20 protein-coding genes are annotated in these 19,537 nt (G+C 47.2%); 19 read left to right on the top strand and 1 reads right to left on the bottom strand.

Going from position 1 to position 19,537, the window contains the following annotated elements:
* Window positions 1-109 precede the first annotated feature (109 nt).
* Window positions 110-493, bottom strand: a complete 384-nt coding sequence (locus K8U60_RS09730) for a rhodanese-like domain-containing protein (protein ID WP_223637828.1) — start codon at window positions 491-493, stop codon at window positions 110-112.
* A gap of 156 nt (window positions 494-649) precedes the next feature.
* Between K8U60_RS09730 and K8U60_RS09725 the strand changes: the two genes are divergently transcribed.
* From K8U60_RS09725 to K8U60_RS19055, 19 genes are all read left to right on the top strand, one after another.
* A complete protein-coding gene (locus K8U60_RS09725) occupies window positions 650-1,429 on the top strand; it encodes a lipoate--protein ligase family protein (RefSeq protein WP_263298645.1) in 780 nt (259 codons plus the stop codon).
* A 187-nt stretch (window positions 1,430-1,616) separates the two neighbouring features.
* Window positions 1,617-4,175: a vitamin B12-dependent ribonucleotide reductase gene (locus K8U60_RS09720; protein ID WP_223637822.1), complete on the top strand. Its 2,559-nt coding sequence runs from the start codon at window positions 1,617-1,619 to the stop codon at window positions 4,173-4,175.
* Window positions 4,176-4,653: 478 nt separating this feature from the next.
* On the top strand, window positions 4,654-5,094 hold the full coding sequence (aroQ, locus tag K8U60_RS09715; protein WP_223637819.1) for a type II 3-dehydroquinate dehydratase: 441 nt from the start codon (window positions 4,654-4,656) through the stop codon (window positions 5,092-5,094).
* Window positions 5,091-6,158 carry a M24 family metallopeptidase gene (locus K8U60_RS09710; RefSeq protein WP_317851920.1) on the top strand — a complete coding sequence of 356 codons (1,068 nt, stop codon included), beginning with the start codon at window positions 5,091-5,093 and terminating at the stop codon, window positions 6,156-6,158. The genes aroQ and K8U60_RS09710 overlap by 4 nt, the downstream gene beginning before the upstream one ends.
* A 17-nt stretch (window positions 6,159-6,175) precedes the next feature.
* Window positions 6,176-6,736, top strand: a complete 561-nt coding sequence (efp, locus tag K8U60_RS09705) for an elongation factor P (protein WP_223637816.1) — start codon at window positions 6,176-6,178, stop codon at window positions 6,734-6,736.
* A 130-nt stretch (window positions 6,737-6,866) separates the two neighbouring features.
* Window positions 6,867-7,373 carry an acetyl-CoA carboxylase biotin carboxyl carrier protein gene (gene accB / locus K8U60_RS09700; protein WP_223637813.1) on the top strand — a complete coding sequence of 169 codons (507 nt, stop codon included), beginning with the start codon at window positions 6,867-6,869 and terminating at the stop codon, window positions 7,371-7,373.
* 26 nt (window positions 7,374-7,399) lie between these two features.
* Window positions 7,400-8,749 carry an acetyl-CoA carboxylase biotin carboxylase subunit gene (gene accC / locus K8U60_RS09695; protein WP_223638480.1) on the top strand — a complete coding sequence of 450 codons (1,350 nt, stop codon included), beginning with the start codon at window positions 7,400-7,402 and terminating at the stop codon, window positions 8,747-8,749.
* Between the two features lie 15 nt (window positions 8,750-8,764).
* Window positions 8,765-9,160, top strand: coding sequence for an Asp23/Gls24 family envelope stress response protein (locus K8U60_RS09690; protein ID WP_223637803.1), 396 nt, complete (start codon window positions 8,765-8,767; stop codon window positions 9,158-9,160).
* Between the two features lie 206 nt (window positions 9,161-9,366).
* On the top strand, window positions 9,367-9,756 hold the full coding sequence (nusB, locus tag K8U60_RS09685) for a transcription antitermination factor NusB (protein ID WP_223637800.1): 390 nt from the start codon (window positions 9,367-9,369) through the stop codon (window positions 9,754-9,756).
* A gap of 14 nt (window positions 9,757-9,770) precedes the next feature.
* Window positions 9,771-10,637 carry a bifunctional methylenetetrahydrofolate dehydrogenase/methenyltetrahydrofolate cyclohydrolase FolD gene (folD, locus tag K8U60_RS09680; RefSeq protein WP_223637797.1) on the top strand — a complete coding sequence of 289 codons (867 nt, stop codon included), beginning with the start codon at window positions 9,771-9,773 and terminating at the stop codon, window positions 10,635-10,637.
* Window positions 10,638-10,715: 78 nt separating this feature from the next.
* Window positions 10,716-12,077, top strand: a complete 1,362-nt coding sequence (gene xseA / locus K8U60_RS09675; protein WP_223637794.1) for an exodeoxyribonuclease VII large subunit — start codon at window positions 10,716-10,718, stop codon at window positions 12,075-12,077.
* Window positions 12,070-12,306, top strand: coding sequence for an exodeoxyribonuclease VII small subunit (gene xseB / locus K8U60_RS09670; protein WP_142827851.1), 237 nt, complete (start codon window positions 12,070-12,072; stop codon window positions 12,304-12,306). Before xseA ends, xseB begins: the two co-directional genes overlap by 8 nt.
* Window positions 12,303-13,184, top strand: a complete 882-nt coding sequence (locus K8U60_RS09665; protein WP_223637791.1) for a polyprenyl synthetase family protein — start codon at window positions 12,303-12,305, stop codon at window positions 13,182-13,184. Before xseB ends, K8U60_RS09665 begins: the two co-directional genes overlap by 4 nt.
* Window positions 13,185-13,279: 95 nt before the next feature.
* Window positions 13,280-15,184: a 1-deoxy-D-xylulose-5-phosphate synthase gene (gene dxs / locus K8U60_RS09660; protein WP_223638462.1), complete on the top strand. Its 1,905-nt coding sequence runs from the start codon at window positions 13,280-13,282 to the stop codon at window positions 15,182-15,184.
* On the top strand, window positions 15,181-16,002 hold the full coding sequence (locus tag K8U60_RS09655) for a TlyA family RNA methyltransferase (protein WP_223637788.1): 822 nt from the start codon (window positions 15,181-15,183) through the stop codon (window positions 16,000-16,002). The genes dxs and K8U60_RS09655 overlap by 4 nt, the downstream gene beginning before the upstream one ends.
* 96 nt (window positions 16,003-16,098) lie before the next feature.
* Window positions 16,099-16,548, top strand: coding sequence for a transcriptional regulator AhrC/ArgR (ahrC, locus tag K8U60_RS09650; protein ID WP_142827854.1), 450 nt, complete (start codon window positions 16,099-16,101; stop codon window positions 16,546-16,548).
* A gap of 16 nt (window positions 16,549-16,564) precedes the next feature.
* The gene (gene recN, locus K8U60_RS09645) at window positions 16,565-18,262 is read left to right on the top strand and encodes a DNA repair protein RecN (protein ID WP_223637785.1); all 1,698 of its coding nucleotides are present in this window, start codon (window positions 16,565-16,567) and stop codon (window positions 18,260-18,262) included.
* Between the two features lie 88 nt (window positions 18,263-18,350).
* Entirely contained in the window at window positions 18,351-19,124 is a 774-nt protein-coding gene (gene spo0A / locus K8U60_RS09640) for a sporulation transcription factor Spo0A (RefSeq protein WP_223637783.1), read from the top strand.
* A 241-nt stretch (window positions 19,125-19,365) separates the two neighbouring features.
* Window positions 19,366-19,497: a hypothetical protein gene (locus tag K8U60_RS19055; protein WP_263298637.1), complete on the top strand. Its 132-nt coding sequence runs from the start codon at window positions 19,366-19,368 to the stop codon at window positions 19,495-19,497.
* The last annotated feature ends 40 nt before the right edge of the window (window positions 19,498-19,537 follow it).

Genomic DNA, 19,537 nt, shown 5'->3' with positions numbered 1-19,537 from the left:
GTATCGTTTTATCGCGAAGAAAAAGCTTGGAAGGTTTCACATGATTTCTTCAACGCAATCAAAGTGAGATAGAAAAGAACCCTTCCATTTCTGGAAGAGTTCTTGAAGTTTAAGCTTTGGATTTGATTTTTCCGGTCCATTGCTTGAAACCGCCCTGCAATTGGAACAAGTGGTTATAGCCTTTCTTCTTCAGGAAAATTGCGACGCGGCCGCTGCGTGCCCCGTTCTGGTCATATAAATAAACCGGCTTGTCCGAGCGGATTTCCTTATAGCGCTGACGCAATTGCGATTGGGGAATATTTCGTGCTCCCAGGATGTGGCCAGCCGCAAAATCTTTCGGCTCACGGACGTCGATCAACTGGGCTTTGCGATAGCCTTCGATAAATTGTTCCTGTGTCAGGTTAGTGACCGCTTTTTTGATGCGGAAATAAGAAATTACCGCGTAAATGATGATTGCCAGCAGTATGGCGATTGCGATGTACAGAAATTCCAATGTTCTTGCCCCTTTCTCATCTTCTTTTATTATAAAAGAAGAGATGACGGATATTCAATGCCAATGTTACACTAATTAGCGGAAATAGGAGGCGATCTTGTGAAATATCCAAAATGGGTTTTTATAAATTCAGGTGCGAGCAGCCCTTCGTTCAATATGGCTCTTGATGAAGCCTTATTGAACTGGCACAGTGAAGGATTGATTCCGCCGGTCATCCGCTTTTACAGCTGGCAGCCTGCTGCCCTATCAATCGGTTATTTTCAAAAAGTGGAAAAGGAAATTGACATGGAAGCCGTCAACCGGCTCGGCCTTGGATTTGTCCGCCGGCCGACAGGAGGCAGAGGGGTTCTCCATGAGCATGAACTTACATACAGCATCATCGTCAGTGAAGATTACCCGGATATGCCGGAAACGGTTACGGAAGCGTATCGTGTATTAAGTGAAGGTTTATTGGAAGGCTTCAAGAACTTGGGACTGGATGCTTATTTCTCTGTACCGGATACAGATGAGAAGCGGGCGGATCTGAAAAAACCGAAATCAGCTGTTTGTTTTGATGCGCCAAGCTGGTATGAAATGGTCGTCGAAGGAAAAAAAGTCGCAGGCAGTGCGCAGACACGCCAAAAAGGTGTCATTTTGCAGCATGGTGCTATACTGATAGATCTGGATGCTGAAAAGCTCCTATCGGTTTTCAAATTTTCAAGCGAACAGGCTAAAGAGCGGATGCGCGCAAAAATCCCTGAAAAAGCGGTGTCGATCAACTCCCTGCGCGAGGAGCCCGCTACAGCTGAAGAATGCGTCCGGGCATTCAAGTCCGGATTTGAGCAGGCGCTGTCCATCGATCTGCAAGCTTATCATTTGTCTGAGCAGCAACTGGCAGATGTCAAGGCTTTGGAAGAAAAAAAATACGCCAATGCTGAGTGGAATTTCCGGGCGTGAGAGTCTTTTGGCTCATTTTAGAGATTTCCAATGATGGAAACGCTGGTAAATAAAGCTTTCCATCACATGGGAAATTTCCATCAGAAAATTGTTATTGAAAAGAAGTTTCAACATGTAGTATGCTGGGAATTGAAGTAATACTATATATAGTATCTAACTCCATATAACACGAAGGAGGAATTGTCAAATGGTTTCCGCCACACAATCCCAGTATTCATTAAATTCAAGAGCGTTAAACGAAGATATCGAAACGTTCCCGCAAGTGCACGCAATTACTCCGGATATGAAATTGACGCATAAAGGTGTATCCCGCCTCGTGATGATCGACCGTTATTCTTTTAAGGATACGGAGAAAAAGACACTTAAGGCAGGCGATTTCGTTGTCTTGACTGTCAAAGAAGATCCGAAATTTCCAGCTCGTGGGCTCGGCTATATCGTTTCCATCGATAAGGAGTCCAATAAAGCGCAGGTCTGGATCGAGGAAGATTATAGAAGCGCAATCGACAAACCGGAAGAGCAGCAGGCAGGCATCGTCAATCGTCCGATTGAAGTGATTGAGAAGCCGCTGGAAGTGTTTTACGAGCAGATTGCGAAACGGAATGCAACAGGCCTTGCGTCAGTCGAGAAAACTTCGGAAAAGCGTCAGGAGTGGTTCGAAAAATTCTACCAGCAATTGGTTGGATTGAAATTCATTCCCGCTGGCCGTGTCCTGTATGGAGCAGGGGCAGATACCGACGTGACGTATTTCAACTGTTACGTTATGCCGTTTGTAGCTGATTCACGCGAAGGCATTTCCGATCACCGCAAACAGGTGATGGAAATCATGAGCCGCGGCGGCGGTGTCGGCACCAACGGTTCGACACTTCGTCCGCGCAACACATTGGCTCGCGGAGTCAACGGTAAATCGTCTGGTTCTGTCTCGTGGTTGGACGATATCGCGAAACTGACGCATCTTGTCGAGCAGGGCGGTTCACGCCGCGGAGCACAGATGATCATGCTTGCCGACTGGCATCCGGATATTGCGGAATTCATCATCTCGAAAATGCAGAATCCACGCATTTTGCGTTATTTGATCGAAAATACCGAAGATGAGACCATCAAGAAATTGGCTCATGATAAACTGAAATTCAAGCCTTTGACAGAGCAGGAAGATGCGATGTATCAAGGGATCCTGAATTACCGTGCGATTCCTGGAATGGGCGGATTCAACGAGAAAATCATGCGCGACGCGGAAACGAAATTGCGGGATGGCGGAACTTATACAGTCCATAACGAAGAATTTTTGACAGGTGCCAATATTTCTGTCACGTTGACAAGCGACTTCATGACAGCAGTCGAAAACGATGCGGATTTCGACCTTCGCTTCCCGGCTGTGGAATCTTATTCGAAAGAAGAGATGGCTATCTACAATGAACAGTGGCAGGAAGTTGGCGATGTTCGTGAATGGGAACGCATGGGCCACGGTGTACGTGTTTACCGTACAATGAAAGCGCGCGAGCTATGGAACCTGATCAATATCTGTGCGACCTACTCAGCGGAGCCAGGCATTTTCTTTATCGATAACGCTAATGAAAAAACAAATGCTGCCGCTTACGGACAAAAAGTCGTTGCGACGAACCCTTGTGGCGAACAGCCTTTGGCACCGTATTCTGTCTGCAACCTGGCTGCGGTCAACTTGGCTCAGTTTGCAGATCCGAAGACGAAGCAAGTTGATTTTGAAGCTTTGAAGGAAACGGTGCGTGTCGGTGTTCGTATGCAGGACAATGTTATCGATGCAACTCCATACTTCCTTGAAGAAAACGAAGTACAGGCACTTGGAGAACGCCGTGTTGGGCTTGGCGTAATGGGCCTTGCCGATCTGTTGATTTATTGCGACAAGGAATATGGCTCTCCGGAAGGCAATGAGCTAGTGGATGAGATTTTCAAGACAATCGCTACCGCAGCTTATGAAGTTTCGACTGACTTGGCAGCAGAACGCGGCAGTTTCCCATTCCTTGTCGGCAAAACCGATGATGAAACAGCGGCACTCCGCAAAGCTTTCACAGAAACCGGATTTATGCAGGACATGCCGGAACACGTCCGTGAAGCGATCCTGGAAAAAGGCATCCGTAATTCACATCTATTGACAGTGGCGCCAACAGGGTCTACCGGAACAATGGTCGGCGTTTCAACCGGACTGGAACCTTATTATTCATTCACCTACTACCGCAGCGGCCGCCTTGGGAAATTCATCGAGGTCAAAGCTGACATCGTCCGTGAATACTTGAAGAACAATCCGGAAGCGGATGAAGAGAACTTGCCGAAGGCATTCGTTACATCCATGGATTTAGCGCCAGAAGCACACGCGGATGTTCAATGCATCATCCAGCGCTGGATCGATTCCTCGATTTCGAAAACCGTCAATGCACCACGCGGCTACACGGTCGAACAGGTGGAAGGCGTCTATGAGCGTCTGTACAAAGGCGGAGCAAAAGGCGGTACAGTATATGTCGACGGCAGCCGGGACTCACAGGTCCTGACACTGAAAGCTGAAGACAATACCTTTGAAGAAGAGGATCAGCCGGAAGAAACTAGCAAGCGTCCGATCGTCCTGATCGACACGATCCAGGATCTCCGTTCAACCAATGTGAGTATCGGTTCTGAAGTGGGCGATACATGCCCAGTCTGCCGTAAAGGTACAGTGGAAGAAATGGGCGGCTGCAATACCTGCACCAACTGCAACGCTCAATTGAAATGCGGATTATAAGATGAACAGCGCGATGGCCGAGCAGCCATCGCGCTTTTTTTATGCATTGATTTAATGGAGCTGCCTTAAGGTTTGGGTCCAGTAAGCGTGTGGCGGGAAGTTGTGGTTTTAGGTCGGGTTCAGCTGTTAGACGCTTCCGTATTTCTGTTGTCCAGCTGCAGCGCCTAGAACCTCGGGGTCTTAAGTCGCTTCGCCTGTGCGGCAAAAAAACGCCGCTTCGGCAAACCGCGCCATTACCGGTGAGCCTTCCAGCGCTTGTCGGGGCTAAACGGTTGCTTCCGCTTTTCTTAGTGTCCAGCTCCAACGGCCAACTCCTCGGGTCATAAGCCACTCTGGCTGTGCGGCAAAGTACGCCGCTTCGCCAGATTGGCTTATGCCTTTCGGAGCTTAACGGCCGTTTCCGCTTTTCGTAATATTTGCTCGATTGTTCCGATATGTTAAAATAATGAAGAATGTGTCAGGGGAAGGAGAAGGTTGAATGCGAGTGCTGGTCTTGAACGGCCCTAATTTAAATCGTCTGGGCAAACGGGAGAAAGAAGCCTATGGAACGTTTACACTGGAAGAACTGGAACAGGATCTGGTGGAATTTTCCTATCATCACAATATCGAATTGATTTGCCGGCAGTCGAACCATGAAGGGGAATTGATCGACTGGATTCACGGAGCCGGCGATGAAGCACTATCCGGCATCGTCATGAATGCGGGGGCTTATACGCACACCAGCATCGCTATCCGGGATGCCATTGCCGCTATCGAGGTTCCTGTAATCGAAGTACATATATCGAATGTCCATAAACGGGAAGAATTCCGCCATCATTCCTACATTTCTCCAGTTACGATCGGGCAGATTGTGGGATTCGGGCAGGATGTTTACAAACTGGCGCTGCATGCGCTGCTTTTAAGACAAGAGAGAGGATGAATCGATTGAAACTTCAAAAATTACGCACTGAAATGAAACGTCGGGATGTGGAGGCGATCCTCGTCACCAGCCCTTTTAATCTGCGCTATATAACTGAATTTACCGGCACAGCCGGACTGGCGCTTGTCACTCAGGACAAAGCAGTCTTCATTACGGATTTCCGCTATACCGAACAGGCCAGTGTCCAGGTCAAAGAGTTTGAAGTGGTCCAAGCCAAAAAAAATCTGATGGACGAAGCGGTTCAGGCCATCGACTCCTTAAGCATCAAAACGCTTGCTTTTGAACAGGATTATATGACATATGCCACAGCCTTGCAGTATAAAGAGAAAGTGGAAGTGGAGATGGAACCCATCAGCAATTTGATCGAAAAGATCCGGATGGTCAAAACACCCGAAGAAGTCGCTGTTCTAAAAGCCGCCGCTAAAATTGCGGATGACGCCTTCGAACATATTTGCGGATTTATCCGTCCAGGGCTGACTGAACTTGAGGTCTCCAATGAATTGGAATTTTTCATGAGAAAACAGGGAGCCACGTCTTCAAGTTTTGATGTCATTGTGGCTTCGGGTCTCCGTTCGGCACTGCCCCATGGTGTTGCCACGGATAAAGTTATTGAAGATGGCGATATGATCACATTGGATTTTGGCGCCCTCTATAATGGCTATATCTCGGACATCACCCGTACGGTCGCAGTCGGCGAACCTTCTGCGCAGATGAAAGAAATATATGATATTGTATTGAAGGCGCAGGAATTAGGCGTTGAAAAAATCGGTCCGGGCATGAGTGGTATAGAAGCGGATGCGATTGCGCGCGATTTTATCAAGTCAAAAGGCTATGGCGAGGCATTTGGACACTCTACAGGCCATGGCATCGGTTTGGAAGTCCACGAAAGCCCCGGCTTGTCATTCAGATCGGAAACGATTCTGGAGCCAGGGATGGCTGTAACGGTGGAACCCGGCATTTATCTGCCAGGAGTTGGCGGAGTTCGCATTGAAGATGATATACTGATAACCGAGTCAGGAAATGAACGGTTGACTAACTCCACAAAAGAGCTTCGCATTTTATAACAAACGGAGGAACTATTATGATTTCAGTAAACGATTTTAAAACAGGTGTCACAATTGAAGTGGATGGCGGAATTTGGCGCGTTATGGAATTCCAGCACGTAAAACCCGGCAAAGGCGCGGCATTCGTGCGTTCCAAGCTTCGCAACCTGCGTACGGGAAGTGTCACAGAAAAAACATTCCGTGCAGGTGAAAAGGTAGCAAAAGCACAGATCGACAACAACAAGATGCAATATTTGTATGCAAATGGCGATATGCATGCTTTCATGGATACAGAAACTTACGACCAGATCGAATTGCCTGAAAAGAACATTGAATACGAATTGAAGTTTCTTCAGGAAAACATGGAAGTTCAAGTGATTCAATTCCAGGGAGAAGTTCTTGGTGTTGAATTGCCGAATACAGTGGTCCTTGAAGTGGTTGAAACGGATCCGGGCATTAAAGGCGATACAGCAAGCGGCGGATCGAAACCGGCGAAATTATCGACAGGATTGACGGTTCAGGTACCGTTCTTCATTAATGAAGGCGACCATCTGATCATCAATACCACTGATTCTTCGTATGTTTCAAGAGCTCAATAAGCAAAAATAAAAGGCCTCTTTTTAAGAGGCCTTTTTTTAAAAAATCAGATTTAGTGTTTCAAAATAGACTAAATAAGTCTAAAATGGAATAGGAATCAGTAAAATACATAATTAGGGGAGTAGGATGAATATGAAAATTCAAGAAATCCGTGAAATTATCAAATTGGTCGATGGGTCATCTATCGAAGAGTTCTCTTATGAATTTGAAGGCGTCAAAGTCAAGATGAAAAAGAGTGGTTCAGGCACAGTTCAACCAAACGCCAGCTCATCCATCCAGACACCCCAGGCACCAAAAGCTGTAGAATCGCCAAGTGCTCCTGCACCGGTAAAAGAACCGAAGGCTGAAGAACTGGTTTCTCAGGAAGCACCAGAAATACCAGCTGACAACGATTCGGAATACCACAAAATCCTGTCTCCAATGGTCGGTACCTTCTATGAATCTCCATCACCGGATGAACCTGCTTATGTACAGGCAGGAACTAAAGTAAGTGCGGACCAAGTTGTCTGCATCGTCGAAGCGATGAAATTATTCAACGAAATTGAAGCGGAAGTGGATGGAGAAATTGCTGAAATTCTTGTAAAAGACGGACAGCTAGTGGAATACGGCCAACCTTTATTCCTCGTGAAAGCAAACTGAGGAAAGGGGAGATGGCGATGAAGACGATGAAAAAAGTATTGATTGCAAACCGTGGCGAAATTGCGGTCCGGATCATCCGTGCCTGCAAAGAGATGGATATCGAGACGGTTGCTGTATACTCAGAAGCCGATAAAGAAGCACTTCATGTCGAATTGGCAGACGAAGCGTATTGCATCGGCCCAAAATTATCGAAAGACAGCTATCTGAACTTTTCCAATATCATGTCGGTTGCCAAACTGACAAATTGCGACGGCATTCATCCGGGATACGGATTTTTAGCTGAAAACGCCAGCTTCGCGGAACTATGCGAAGCTTGCGACATCATGTTCATCGGCCCGACAGCGGATGCGATTTCGCGTATGGGTACGAAGGATGTGGCACGTGAAACGATGCGCAAAGCAGGAGTGCCTGTTGTACCAGGTTCTACCGGCATCGTAGCCAGTGAAGAAGATGGCTTGCGCATTGCAGATGAACTCGGATTCCCGGTCATCATCAAAGCAACGGCTGGAGGCGGCGGAAAAGGAATCCGCGTAGCCCGTACACGTGAAGATTTCATCACCGGCCTGAACATGACGCAGAAAGAAGCGGCAGCAGCTTTCGGCAATCCAGGCGTTTATATCGAGAAATTCATCGAGGATTTCCGCCACATCGAAATCCAGGTGCTTGCCGATTCCCATGGCAATGCCATTCATTTAGGCGAGCGTGATTGTTCTATCCAGCGCCGCATGCAGAAATTGGTTGAAGAAGCGCCATCACCGGCTTTGTCGCCCGAGTTGCGCGCGGAAATGGGCGAAGCGGCGGTCAAGGCAGCTTTGGCGGTCAACTACCGCGGAGCGGGAACCGTGGAATTCATCTTTGACGCTGTCAACCAGAAATTCTATTTCATGGAAATGAACACGCGTATCCAGGTAGAGCATCCGGTGACGGAGATGATTACCGGGATTGACCTGATCCAACAGCAATTGCGGGTTGCTTCAGGCGAAACATTGGCCTACTCTCAGGAAGACGTAACCTTTAAAGGTTGGTCGATCGAATGCCGCATCAATGCGGAAAATCCAGCTAAGAACTTTATGCCATCAGCGGGAAAAATCGATATGTACCTTCCGCCGGGCGGCATGGGTGTAAGAATCGATTCTGCAATGTACTCGGGATATACCATTCCGCCGTATTATGATTCCATGGTGGCGAAATTGATCACATTCGCCGATACACGTGAAGAAGCGGTAGCGAAAATGAAACGCGCGTTGGACGAATTCGTCATCGAAGGTGTGTTTACGACGATTCCATTCCATTTGAAACTGATGGATCACGAAGTATTCAAATCAGGAGATTTCAATACGAAATTCCTTGAAAAATACGATGTGCTGGGATCTTAAGGAGGAGCTTTTCAAATGGCAGAAAAAATAGCACCTTATGTACGCATGAAATCTCATGGAGCACAGGATTTGGGCAATATCGAAGTGGCTCCTGAAGTTCTGGAAATCATTGCAAGCATCGCTGCGACGGATATTGAGGGAGTCGCCAGTATGCGCGGCAATTTCGCGTCCGGCGTCGTCGAACGTTTAGGAAAAAAAGTCCACGGCAAAGGCATCAAAACCGATTTGTCTGAAGAAGGCTTGGCCATTGATGTCTATTGTGTCATCAATTATGGTGTATCGATTCCGAAGACGGCTTTAAAGATTCAAGAGCAGGTCCGGCAGACATTGGAAAACATGACTTCACTTCAAACGCAAGAAGTGAATGTCCATATTACCGGTGTCAATTTCGAACCCCAAGCAGCAGAATAAGCAGCTAGGCTGCTCCAAGGCCCTTACAATGGCTTTGGGGCAGCCTTCTCTTTGTTTTTGCCGGCTAAACCCAAAATATTCCTCCCACAAACCGGATTTTCAAAGGCGAAGATGAACTATTGACCGAACATTTCAAACATGGAAGTTCAGCCGGAATACCTGTATAATGAGGGATAATTAGCTGTGAAAAGGAGATCGGATACAATATGAAACGACACGAAGCACGCGAAAAAGCGCTTCAGACCTTATTTCAATTAGAGGGCACTGAATTGACCATCGATGAGGCCATGGACCATGTGATGGCTGGAGAAAACGATAATTTCTATAATTTATTGGTGCAGGGCACCCATGCCAATATGGCGGAAATCGATGAAAAGCTTGTCGGCCATCTGGAAAACTGGTCATTGGAACGGCTGCCGAAGATTGAACGGACGATTCTTCGCATGGCTATCTTTGAACTGGGCTATATGGAAGACGCTCCATCACGGGTTATTATGAACGAAGCGATTGAACTGAGCAAAACTTTCGGGGACGATAAATCAAGTCGATTTGTTAATGGCGTCCTGTCGAAGTTCACTGACGAAACAGCAAATTAATTGGAGGAGTTTACATGACTGCAAAATTGATTGATGGAAAAGCAGTAAGCCAGAAAATTAAAGTCCAGGTAAAAGAACGCGTAGAAAAATTAGCGCAACAGGGCATCATCCCTGGACTTGCCGTTGTGTTGGTTGGAGAAAACTCCGCCTCCCTTACATATGTAAAAAACAAGAAAAAGACCTGCGAGGCACTTGGCATGCGTTCAGACCTTCACCAGTTTTCGGATACCTTGACCGAGCAGGAATTGCTTTCAAAAATAGATGACTTGAACCGGGATCCGGAAATCCATGGCATCCTTGTCCAATTGCCGCTGCCGCAGCAAATCGACGAATTCAAGGTCATTTCGGCAATCAGTCCCGAAAAAGATGTGGATGGCTTTCACCCGATTTCTGTCGGCAATATGATGATCGGCAAAGAGGCCTTTCTGCCATGCACCCCGCACGGCATCATGGAATTGTTGTCGCATTATGGCATTGACCCTGCAGGCAAACACGCTGTAGTGATCGGCCGCAGTAATATCGTCGGCAAACCGATCGGCCAGTTGCTGCTGCAGAAAGATGCGACTGTGACCTATTGCCATTCAAAAACCAAGGATTTGGCACAATTCACGGCTCAGGCGGATATTCTGATTGCGGCGATTGGCAGAGCTAAATTCATCGACCATAGTTTCATCAAACCGGGCGCAGTCATTATCGATGTCGGCATGAACCGGGATGAAAACGGCAAATTATGTGGAGATGTCGATTTCGAAGATGTCCAGGAAACCGCCAGCTTCGTGACACCGGTTCCAGGCGGCGTCGGACCGATGACCATCGCGATGCTGATGGGAAATACATTGGAGTCCGCTGAAAAAGGGTTATCAAAGACAAAACAGGCATAAGCATGTAAAATAAAGAGCAATAGGGCTGTTTTTCGAAAGAAAGACAGCTTTTTAAATTCACAGACAGGGGTTGAAAGTGTGTCAACCGACCCATACTTGAGTGTCAAAGCGTTAACCAAATACATAAAAAAGAAATTCGATGCAGATCCCCATTTACGCGATGTTTATGTAAAAGGGGAGCTGTCGAATGTTAAAATCCATACAAGCGGCCATATTTATTTCACTTTAAAGGACAATGCCGCCCGTTTGCCGGGCGTCATGTTTTCTGCAAGCGCCAAGTCCGTGAAATTCAAACCGGAAAGTGGCATGACGGTGCTGATCCGCGGGGATGTCTCGGTCTATGAGGCATCCGGCCAGTATCAATTGTATGCCCAGTCGATGCAGGCTGACGGTATCGGTGATTATTACTTGGCATTTGAACAATTAAAAGAGAAGTTGGCTAAAGAAGGGCTGTTCCAAGCTTCCCATAAACAGGCATTGCCGCGTTTTCCAAAACGGATCGCGGTGGTGACTGCCCAGACAGGTGCTGCCGTGCGTGACATCATCATCACGCTGCACCGCCGCTATCCGCTGGCGGATGTCGTGCTGTATCCGACACTTGTCCAAGGGGCGGGCGCGACACAATCGATCGTCCAGTCCATCCAATCCGCCAATAAAGGCGATTTTGATGTATTGATCGTTGGACGAGGCGGTGGGTCCATTGAAGATTTATGGGCATTCAACGAAGAAGCGGTAGCACGGGTCATTTTTGACTCGCGTATACCTGTCATTTCTGCCATCGGCCATGAAACGGATACGACCATCGCCGATTTCGTATCGGATCTTCGGGCGCCGACACCTACAGCTGCTGCAGAGCTGGCTGTACCTAGCCAGGCAGAGCTGCTGGAACGTGTGACAAGTTACCGCAGTCAGATGTACCGGACTGTTTCAGGAGCCGTCAACCAGCAAAAGCAAGCCTTGAACCGAATGACTTCATCTTTTCCACTGGCTTATCCGGAGCGCTTGTACCGGCCGTTCATCGAGCGCGTCGAACGCGCCACCGATTCACTGCAGCGGGAATCCCTACAGCAGTTGAACCGTTCAAAAGAACGCTACCGGACGCTGGATCAGCAATTGAAATCACGTGTGCCGCTCCAACGTATCCGGCAGTCCGAGACAGATGTGACGGAACTTGCAAGAAGGCTTGATTACCAAATGAACCAATTGCTGAAGAACCGCTCACAGCAGCTGTCTTCTGCAATCCGCACATTAGATGCGCTGAGTCCGCTGAAAATTATGGATCGCGGCTATTCAATTCCTTATATAGAAGGAGCCGTCGTCAAAAGTGTATCGCAGGTGAAGGTGGGCGACCGCTTGACCATGGCGATGCAGGATGGCACTATCCTGACGACTGTCGATGAGATAAATCCAGCAAACGAAGGAGACCGAAACGATGGCTGAAAAGAAAATCATGTTCAATGATGCAATGGAACAACTTGAAGAAATCGTCCGCCAGCTCGAGCAGGGGGATGTACCGCTTGAACAGGCATTGACACTTTACCAAAAAGGCATGGAGCTTTCGAAAGTCTGCCACGATAAATTACAGAACGCGGAAAGCCAATTGGTGACCATGATGAAAGACGGCAAAGAAGTGCCGGCTGACATAGAAATGGACGGGAATGCCAAATGAACTTAACCGAATTCCGCACCCATTACGAACCGCTCATCCAACAGGAAATGGCTGAGCAGATTCTGTCTCTGTCGATTCCGGATTCACTGAAGGAATCGATGCATTATTCGTTGCAGGCCGGTGGAAAACGCATTCGTCCGATTCTGCTGTTGGCAGTACTTCATGAACTGAGTGGACAGGAACATCCGGATGCGCTGAAAGTGGCGGCTGCGATTGAAATGATCCATACCTATTCACTGATCCATGATGATTTGCCGAGCATGGACGATGACGACCTGCGCCGGGGCATGCCGACCAACCACAAAGTGTTCGGTGAAGCCATCGCCATTCTTGCCGGTGATGCATTGTTGACCTACAGCTTCGGCATCGTCGCACGGCTGCAAAATGTTTCAAGCGACGATAAAATACGCTTGATCGATTTGATGAGTGTTTCTTCAGGAGCTGAAGGAATGGTAGGCGGCCAAGTGCTGGACATTGAAGGCGAAGAAAAGAAATTGACGCTTGAAGAGTTGGAACAGGTACACCGCTTGAAAACGGGGGCTTTGCTGACCTATAGCATTCTGGCCGGTGGTATTTTAGCTCAAGCGACCAATGAAGAGATTATGGCACTCAGCCGTTTCGGGGAGCATCTAGGACTTGCTTTCCAGATCCAGGATGATATTTTGGATGTTACTGGAACTTCCCAGGAACTGGGAAAAACAGCCGGGAAAGACGAATCCAGCGAAAAGAGCACCTATCCGGGGATATTGACATTGCCGAAAGCAAAAGAAAAGCTGGACTTTCATGCTTCTGAAGCCATCAATGCACTGGGGGAATTGAGCGGTGAAAAATCATTGCTTCTGCAATTGACTCAATTGATCGTCGAAAGAAAAAGCTGATTTTAAAGGCTCTGATTTGTACATTCCCAATGTATTGATATAATATGAACAGACAGTCTGAAGGAAAAATTTCTATAAAAAGGTGCGTGATGGCAATGGATCTTCATTCGATTACTGGTCCATCTTTCTTAAAAGAGCTGACTACCAAGCAGCTTGAAGTATTAAGTGAAGATATTCGACGGTTTCTAATAGAGAACTTATCAAGAACAGGCGGGCATATCGGTCCGAATCTTGGAGTGGTGGAACTGACAGTTGCACTGCATAAAGTATTCGACAGCCCGTCGGACAAATTTATCTGGGATGTGGGACATCAATCTTATGTCCACAAAATCCTGACGGGAAGAGCTGGACAATTCGACACATTACGCCAATTTAAAGGCCTTTGTGGCTTTCCGAAACGCAATGAAAGCGACCATGATGTCTGGGAAACCGGACACAGCTCGACTTCATTGTCGGCAGCGATGGGAATGGCAGCAGCCCGCGACATCAAAAAAGACAGCAATCACGTCATCCCGATCATCGGTGATGGAGCTTTGACCGGCGGTATGGCTTTTGAAGCACTGAACCATATCGGACATGCGCAGACAGACATGGTCGTCATTTTAAATGACAACGAAATGTCCATCGCCCCGAATGTCGGTGCCATGCACAGCATGCTCGGCCGTATGCGGACTGCAGGAAAATACAATAAAGTCAAAGATGATTTGGAATACCTATTGAAGAAAGTACCGGCAGTCGGCGGCAGACTTGCGTCTACAGCTGAACGCGTCAAGGATTCCTTGAAATACCTGGTGGTTTCCGGAATGTTCTTCGAAGAAATGGGCTTTACCTATCTCGGGCCGATCGACGGCCACGACCTGGAAGAGCTGGAAGACAATCTGCGTTATGCCAAGAAAACAAAAGGTCCGGTCCTGCTTCATGTCGTTACGAAAAAAGGCAAAGGCTTTTTGCCTGCTGAACAGGATACAATCGGCACATGGCATGGAATCGGACCCTATAAGATGGAGACAGGCGACTTAGTGAAATCTTCTTCAAAAGCACCTTCATGGAGCGGCCTTGTGGCGGAAACCGTCCGCAAATTGGCACGTACGGATGAGCGCATTGTGGCTATTACGCCCGCTATGCCGGTCGGATCGAAATTGGAAGGATTTGCTTCTGAATTTCCTGACCGCATGTTTGATGTCGGGATTGCCGAACAGCATGCAACCACGATGGCTGCAGGACTTGCGACTCAGGACATGAAACCGTTCCTGGCTATCTATTCGACTTTCCTGCAGCGTGCTTATGATCAGGTGGTCCACGATATTTGCCGCCAGAATTTGAATGTCTTTATCGGGATCGATCGTTCCGGCCTAGTTGGAGCAGACGGAGAAACGCATCAAGGCGTGTTCGATATCGCTTTCCTGCGCCATTTGCCGAATATGGTCATCATGATGCCGAAAGATGAAAACGAAGGACAACATATGGTCAAAACAGCAATTGATTACAATGGCGGACCGATTGCGCTCCGTTATCCAAGAGGCAACGGCCTGGGCGTACCGATGGACGAAGAGCTTCAGGCATTGCCGATCGGCTCATGGGAAGTATTGAACGAAGGGACCGATGCGGTAATCCTGACATTCGGTACTACCATTCCAATGGCGATGCATGCGGCAGAACAATTGCTTGAGCAAGGCATTTCAGCACAAGTGGTCAATGCCCGTTTCATCAAGCCGATGGATGAGGCGATGCTTCACAGCATTTTCGAACTTAAAGTTCCGGTTGTAACGATTGAAGAAGCCGTTCTTCAAGGCGGGTTCGGGAGCGCTGTTCTGGAATTTGCACAAGATAATAATTATCGTGAGTCGGTTATTGACCGTCTGGGGATTCCCGATCAATTCATCGAACACGGCGACGTCTCTGAATTGATGGATGAAATCCATCTGAACAGCGATGAAGTTGTCCGTGTCGTCAAGAAATGGACGCAATCCAAAACGCAGGCAGGTTCGACTATTCTATGAACAAACCTAAAAAAGAGCGTGTAGATGTCCTGTTAGTCGAGCGGGGCATCTGTGAAACACGTGAAAAAGCAAAGCGTGCCATTATGGCTGGAATCATCTATTCAGGATCTGAACGGATGAACAAACCAGGCGAAAAAATCCTGGAGGATGCTCCGCTGCAGATGAAAGGCAATGATTTGAAATACGTCAGCCGCGGTGGCTTAAAGCTTGAAAAGGCCTTACAGGAGTTCGATTTATCGGTTGACGGAAAACTGATGCTCGATATCGGTTCTTCGACGGGCGGATTTACGGATTGTGCCCTTCAAAACGGGGCAAAGCATTGCTACGCGCTTGATGTCGGCTATAACCAATTGGCCTGGAAAATCAGGCAGGATGAACGCGTGACCGTAATGGAGCGTGTCAACTTCCGCCATTCCAAACCCGAAGATTTCAATCAAGGGCTTCCGGAGTTTGCTACGATCGATGTTTCGTTTATTTCTTTGCGCATTATTTTTCCAGTCTTGAAGCAGGTTCTGGTGCCTGGTGGCGATGTTATTGCATTGGTGAAACCCCAATTTGAAGCCGGTAGGGAAAATGTAGGGAAAAAAGGCATCATCCGCGATCCGAAAATACACCGCGATGTATTGAACAAAGTCGGTAAATTCGCAGTTGATTCCGGATTTCATGTAAAAAACATGTCGTTTTCACCGATCACCGGCGGAGAAGGCAATATTGAGTTTTTATTCCATCTTCAATCCAGTGCTGAAGGCAGTGAAATCGCCGAAGTTTCTGAATCGTTGGTTGACGAAACAGTCAAGAAAGCACATGAATTGTTGTAAACACATTCCAAAAGGGATGTGTTTTCTTGTCTAATGTATGGTATAACTGTAGAATATTAAGTATATGGAATAATTATTCATCCAAGGGGGAACACCATGAACAAGGGACAGCGCCACATTAAAATTCGGGATCTTATTTCAAATCGCGAAATCGAAACTCAGGACGAGCTCGTGGACCTGTTGAAGTCAGCCGGCTATGAAGTGACTCAAGCCACCGTATCGCGTGATATAAAAGAATTGCATTTAGTGAAAGTCCCATTGCAGGACGGCCGCTACAAATACAGCTTGCCTGCGGATCAGCGCTTTAATCCGATGCAGAAACTTCATCGTGCATTGACGGATGCGTTTGTCAGCATCGACGGAGCCAGCCATTTTCTGGTCATGAAGACCTTGCCGGGGAATGCCCATGCAATCGGCTCATTGATCGATCACTTGGACTGGGAAGAGATTCTAGGAACCATTTGTGGCGATGACACATGCCTGATCATCTGCAGAGACACCGAACATCGTGAAATTTTAAAACAGCGTTTAATCGAAATGCTTTAAGAAGAGGTGAACGGATATGCTTCGGGAATTAGATATACGCAATTTTGCCATTATCGACGCCCTGACCGTCAGTTTTTCTGAAGGGCTGACTGTTTTGACAGGGGAAACCGGTGCCGGTAAATCCATTATCATAGATGCAGTCCATCTTTTGGCTGGTGGACGGGGCAGCCAGGAGTTTATTCGGCATGGTGCAAAAAAAGCTGAAATCGAAGGCTTGTTTTCATTGGAAGACGACCAGCATCCGGTGTTTCGCAGATTAGAGGAATTCGGCATCTCCTGGAGTGATGGCGATATCTTGCTGCGCCGGGAATTGAATGACAAAGGGAAAAATGTCTGCCGCATCAACGGCAAGTTGGTGACCATCTCCATCTTGCGTGAAGTTGGCGCATCACTGATTGACATTCACGGCCAGCATGAAACACAGGAATTGATGGATGAAAAACAGCATCTTTACCTGTTGGACCAATTTGCCGGAAAAAGCTTGGCCAAGTCCAGGGAGAGCTATAGCCAAACATTCGATCGATACACAAAATTAAAGCGGGAATTTTCCTCTTATACAGAAAACGAACAGCAGATTGCCCAGCGCATCGATTTGCTGACTTTCCAGCTGCAGGAAATTGAAGCAGCGGAATTGGTGATAGGCGAAGAAGAAGAATTGGTATCAGAGCGCAAAAAACTGCAGAATTTCAATAAAATATACGAATCCATTTCAGCTGCGCATGAAGCGATCCAAGGTGAAAGCAAAGGTTTGGACTGGATCGGCTCTGCCATGTCTGAACTTGAACATGCGGCGGCGGTGGATGAAACCTTCAGCGGGTCTTCGGAAACGCTGTCGAGCGCTTTTTACCTCATTCAAGACACCGGCACTGAAATCAAGCGGATCTTGGATGATATGGAATTTGATCCAGCGCGTTTAAATGAGATTGAGCAACGTTTAGCGGTCATTCAATCCTTAAAAAGAAAATATGGTGCTTCCGTTGAAGATATTTTGCTGTATCATGAAAAGCAGACAGATGAATTGGATAAATTGGTTAACCGCGATCAGCGTTACCAGCTGGATCAGGAAAAGTTGAAAGAGTTGACCGAAGATTTGCGTGTGGAAGCGGAAGAACTTACAATTCTCCGCAAAAAAGCCGCGAAGAGTTTGGGCAAGGCCATAATGGAGCAATTGAAAGAGTTACATATGGCGAAAGCTTCGTTTGAAGTGAATTTTTCTGTGTTGCCGAACGGCCGCTTTGATCGGAATGGCCATGACGCAATTTCCTTCTATATTTCGACAAATCTTGGGGAACCGTTGAAACCTCTTACCAAAGTGGCTTCAGGCGGGGAATTATCCCGAATGATGTTGGCTTTAAAAACTATTTTTTCCAAACATCAGGGCATCACTTCCATCATTTTCGATGAAGTGGATACGGGCGTAAGCGGCCGGGTGGCACAGGCGATTGCTGAAAAGATTGCTGCCATTTCAGTCCATTCCCAGGTCTTGTGCATATCGCATTTGCCTCAAGTAGCGGCAATGGCCGATCAGCATCTATTCATTGAGAAGAAAGTCGACAACCAGCGCACGACCACTGCAGTCACAGAGCTGGATGGACGCGAACGGACAGAAGAAATGAGCCGGATGCTGTCCGGAGCCGAAATAACAGATTTGACGCTACAGCATGCGGAAGAACTGTTGTCACTCGCAGCAGATCGTAAGTTAATGATGAAATAAGCTTTGGTAGTGGGAAGAAAATTGATCGACCCGTTGACTGAAGGCTGTACCGGAAACTGCTAGAGTCAGTCACCAAGGAGAGAGTCGAATGGACAAAATAAAAATCGCAATTGCAGATGATAATCGCGAATTGGTTGGACTGATGCAAGGTTATTTAAATGCGCAACCCAATATGGAAGTGGTGGATGTTGCCTATAATGGCAAGACCTGCATCGAAATGCTCCATAGACAGACAGTCGATATTTTGCTGCTGGACATCATCATGCCTTATTTGGACGGTATTGCTGTGCTGGATGCGATCAAGGAAAATGGCGATCTGCAGGGGATCGATGTGATTATGCTGTCTGCTTTTGGGCAGGAATCGATTATGAGCCAGGCTGCTGAGTACGGAGCATCCTATTTCATCATGAAACCTTTTGAAGCCGATCGTCTGGCCGTGCAGATCAATCATATTATGAAAGCAAGAAGCGCGACGCCAGGGCAGTCTGAGAGCAGATTGACGAAAGAGGACCGAATCACCAATATCGTTAAAGATATCGGCATTCCTCCTCATCTGAAAGGCTATAATTACTTGAAGGAAGCAGTCTCCTTAGTATTAGAGCAACCTGAAATCCTGAACAAAGTTACTAAAGTGCTGTATCCAGGAATCGCCTCCAAGTTTGATACGACTTCGACACGGGTTGAACGGTCGATTCGCCATGCAATTGAACAAGTGTGGAATCGCCATGAAACCGTAGAGCACATTTCTAAAATCTTTGGCTACAGCGTAGCGCATTTAGAATCGAAACCGACCAACTCGGAGTTCATCGCAATGGTCGCAGATAGTCTGCGGCTGGAAATGCGGAATGAGCCACACAATTAAAGACGTTTTTAAAATCTTCTGCGGATCAGCAGGAGATTTTTTTTTATTTTTACCCGTTGCAGCAGCACCTTGCATCATTCGGCTTTTCTAGAATCAATCCAACTTTAGAGGACAAAAAGGGTTTAAGAAAAACAGAATAGAGGAAAAGATTAAGACGCCGTTTTTCTGGATAGGGAAAAACAGACATGCAGAGTGAAGCGAAAACCTGCAAATCCAGCAGAATGAAAAGAGGCGAGCGCAATTGCAATTGATCAGGCAAATTGATGACTACTTTTTGGGGAATGGCGAAGGGACCGTCGTCGACCGGCTGTATTTTTACGGTGTCTATTGCGTCAGCATACTGATTGCGTTCTTTACAATGCTGTCCTTATGATAAAATCCAAGCGTAACCAATAGATTTCCAAACCAATGAA

The organism is Planococcus circulans (assembly GCF_020023385.1).
GTDB lineage: Bacteria > Bacillota > Bacilli > Bacillales_A > Planococcaceae > Planococcus.
Note: the sequence above shows the minus strand (reverse complement) of the source record. Positions and strands in the feature narration are given on the sequence as shown.

What these genes read in the sequence shown, in the direction of transcription:
- accB (WP_223637813.1), top strand. Translation starts at nt 6,867, where the DNA reads ATGAAAATTCAAGAAATCCGTGAAATTATCAAATTGGTCGATGGGTCA.
- K8U60_RS09655 (WP_223637788.1), top strand. Translation starts at nt 15,181, where the DNA reads ATGAACAAACCTAAAAAAGAGCGTGTAGATGTCCTGTTAGTCGAGCGG.
- K8U60_RS09725 (WP_263298645.1), top strand. Translation starts at nt 650, where the DNA reads ATGGCTCTTGATGAAGCCTTATTGAACTGGCACAGTGAAGGATTGATT.
- accC (WP_223638480.1), top strand. Translation starts at nt 7,400, where the DNA reads ATGAAAAAAGTATTGATTGCAAACCGTGGCGAAATTGCGGTCCGGATC.
- K8U60_RS09720 (WP_223637822.1), top strand. Translation starts at nt 1,617, where the DNA reads ATGGTTTCCGCCACACAATCCCAGTATTCATTAAATTCAAGAGCGTTA.
- nusB (WP_223637800.1), top strand. Translation starts at nt 9,367, where the DNA reads ATGAAACGACACGAAGCACGCGAAAAAGCGCTTCAGACCTTATTTCAA.
- folD (WP_223637797.1), top strand. Translation starts at nt 9,771, where the DNA reads ATGACTGCAAAATTGATTGATGGAAAAGCAGTAAGCCAGAAAATTAAA.
- aroQ (WP_223637819.1), top strand. Translation starts at nt 4,654, where the DNA reads ATGCGAGTGCTGGTCTTGAACGGCCCTAATTTAAATCGTCTGGGCAAA.
- K8U60_RS09690 (WP_223637803.1), top strand. Translation starts at nt 8,765, where the DNA reads ATGGCAGAAAAAATAGCACCTTATGTACGCATGAAATCTCATGGAGCA.
- efp (WP_223637816.1), top strand. Translation starts at nt 6,176, where the DNA reads ATGATTTCAGTAAACGATTTTAAAACAGGTGTCACAATTGAAGTGGAT.
- recN (WP_223637785.1), top strand. Translation starts at nt 16,565, where the DNA reads ATGCTTCGGGAATTAGATATACGCAATTTTGCCATTATCGACGCCCTG.
- K8U60_RS09665 (WP_223637791.1), top strand. Translation starts at nt 12,303, where the DNA reads ATGAACTTAACCGAATTCCGCACCCATTACGAACCGCTCATCCAACAG.
- dxs (WP_223638462.1), top strand. Translation starts at nt 13,280, where the DNA reads ATGGATCTTCATTCGATTACTGGTCCATCTTTCTTAAAAGAGCTGACT.
- xseB (WP_142827851.1), top strand. Translation starts at nt 12,070, where the DNA reads ATGGCTGAAAAGAAAATCATGTTCAATGATGCAATGGAACAACTTGAA.
- ahrC (WP_142827854.1), top strand. Translation starts at nt 16,099, where the DNA reads ATGAACAAGGGACAGCGCCACATTAAAATTCGGGATCTTATTTCAAAT.
- spo0A (WP_223637783.1), top strand. Translation starts at nt 18,351, where the DNA reads ATGGACAAAATAAAAATCGCAATTGCAGATGATAATCGCGAATTGGTT.
- K8U60_RS09710 (WP_317851920.1), top strand. Translation starts at nt 5,091, where the DNA reads ATGAATCGATTGAAACTTCAAAAATTACGCACTGAAATGAAACGTCGG.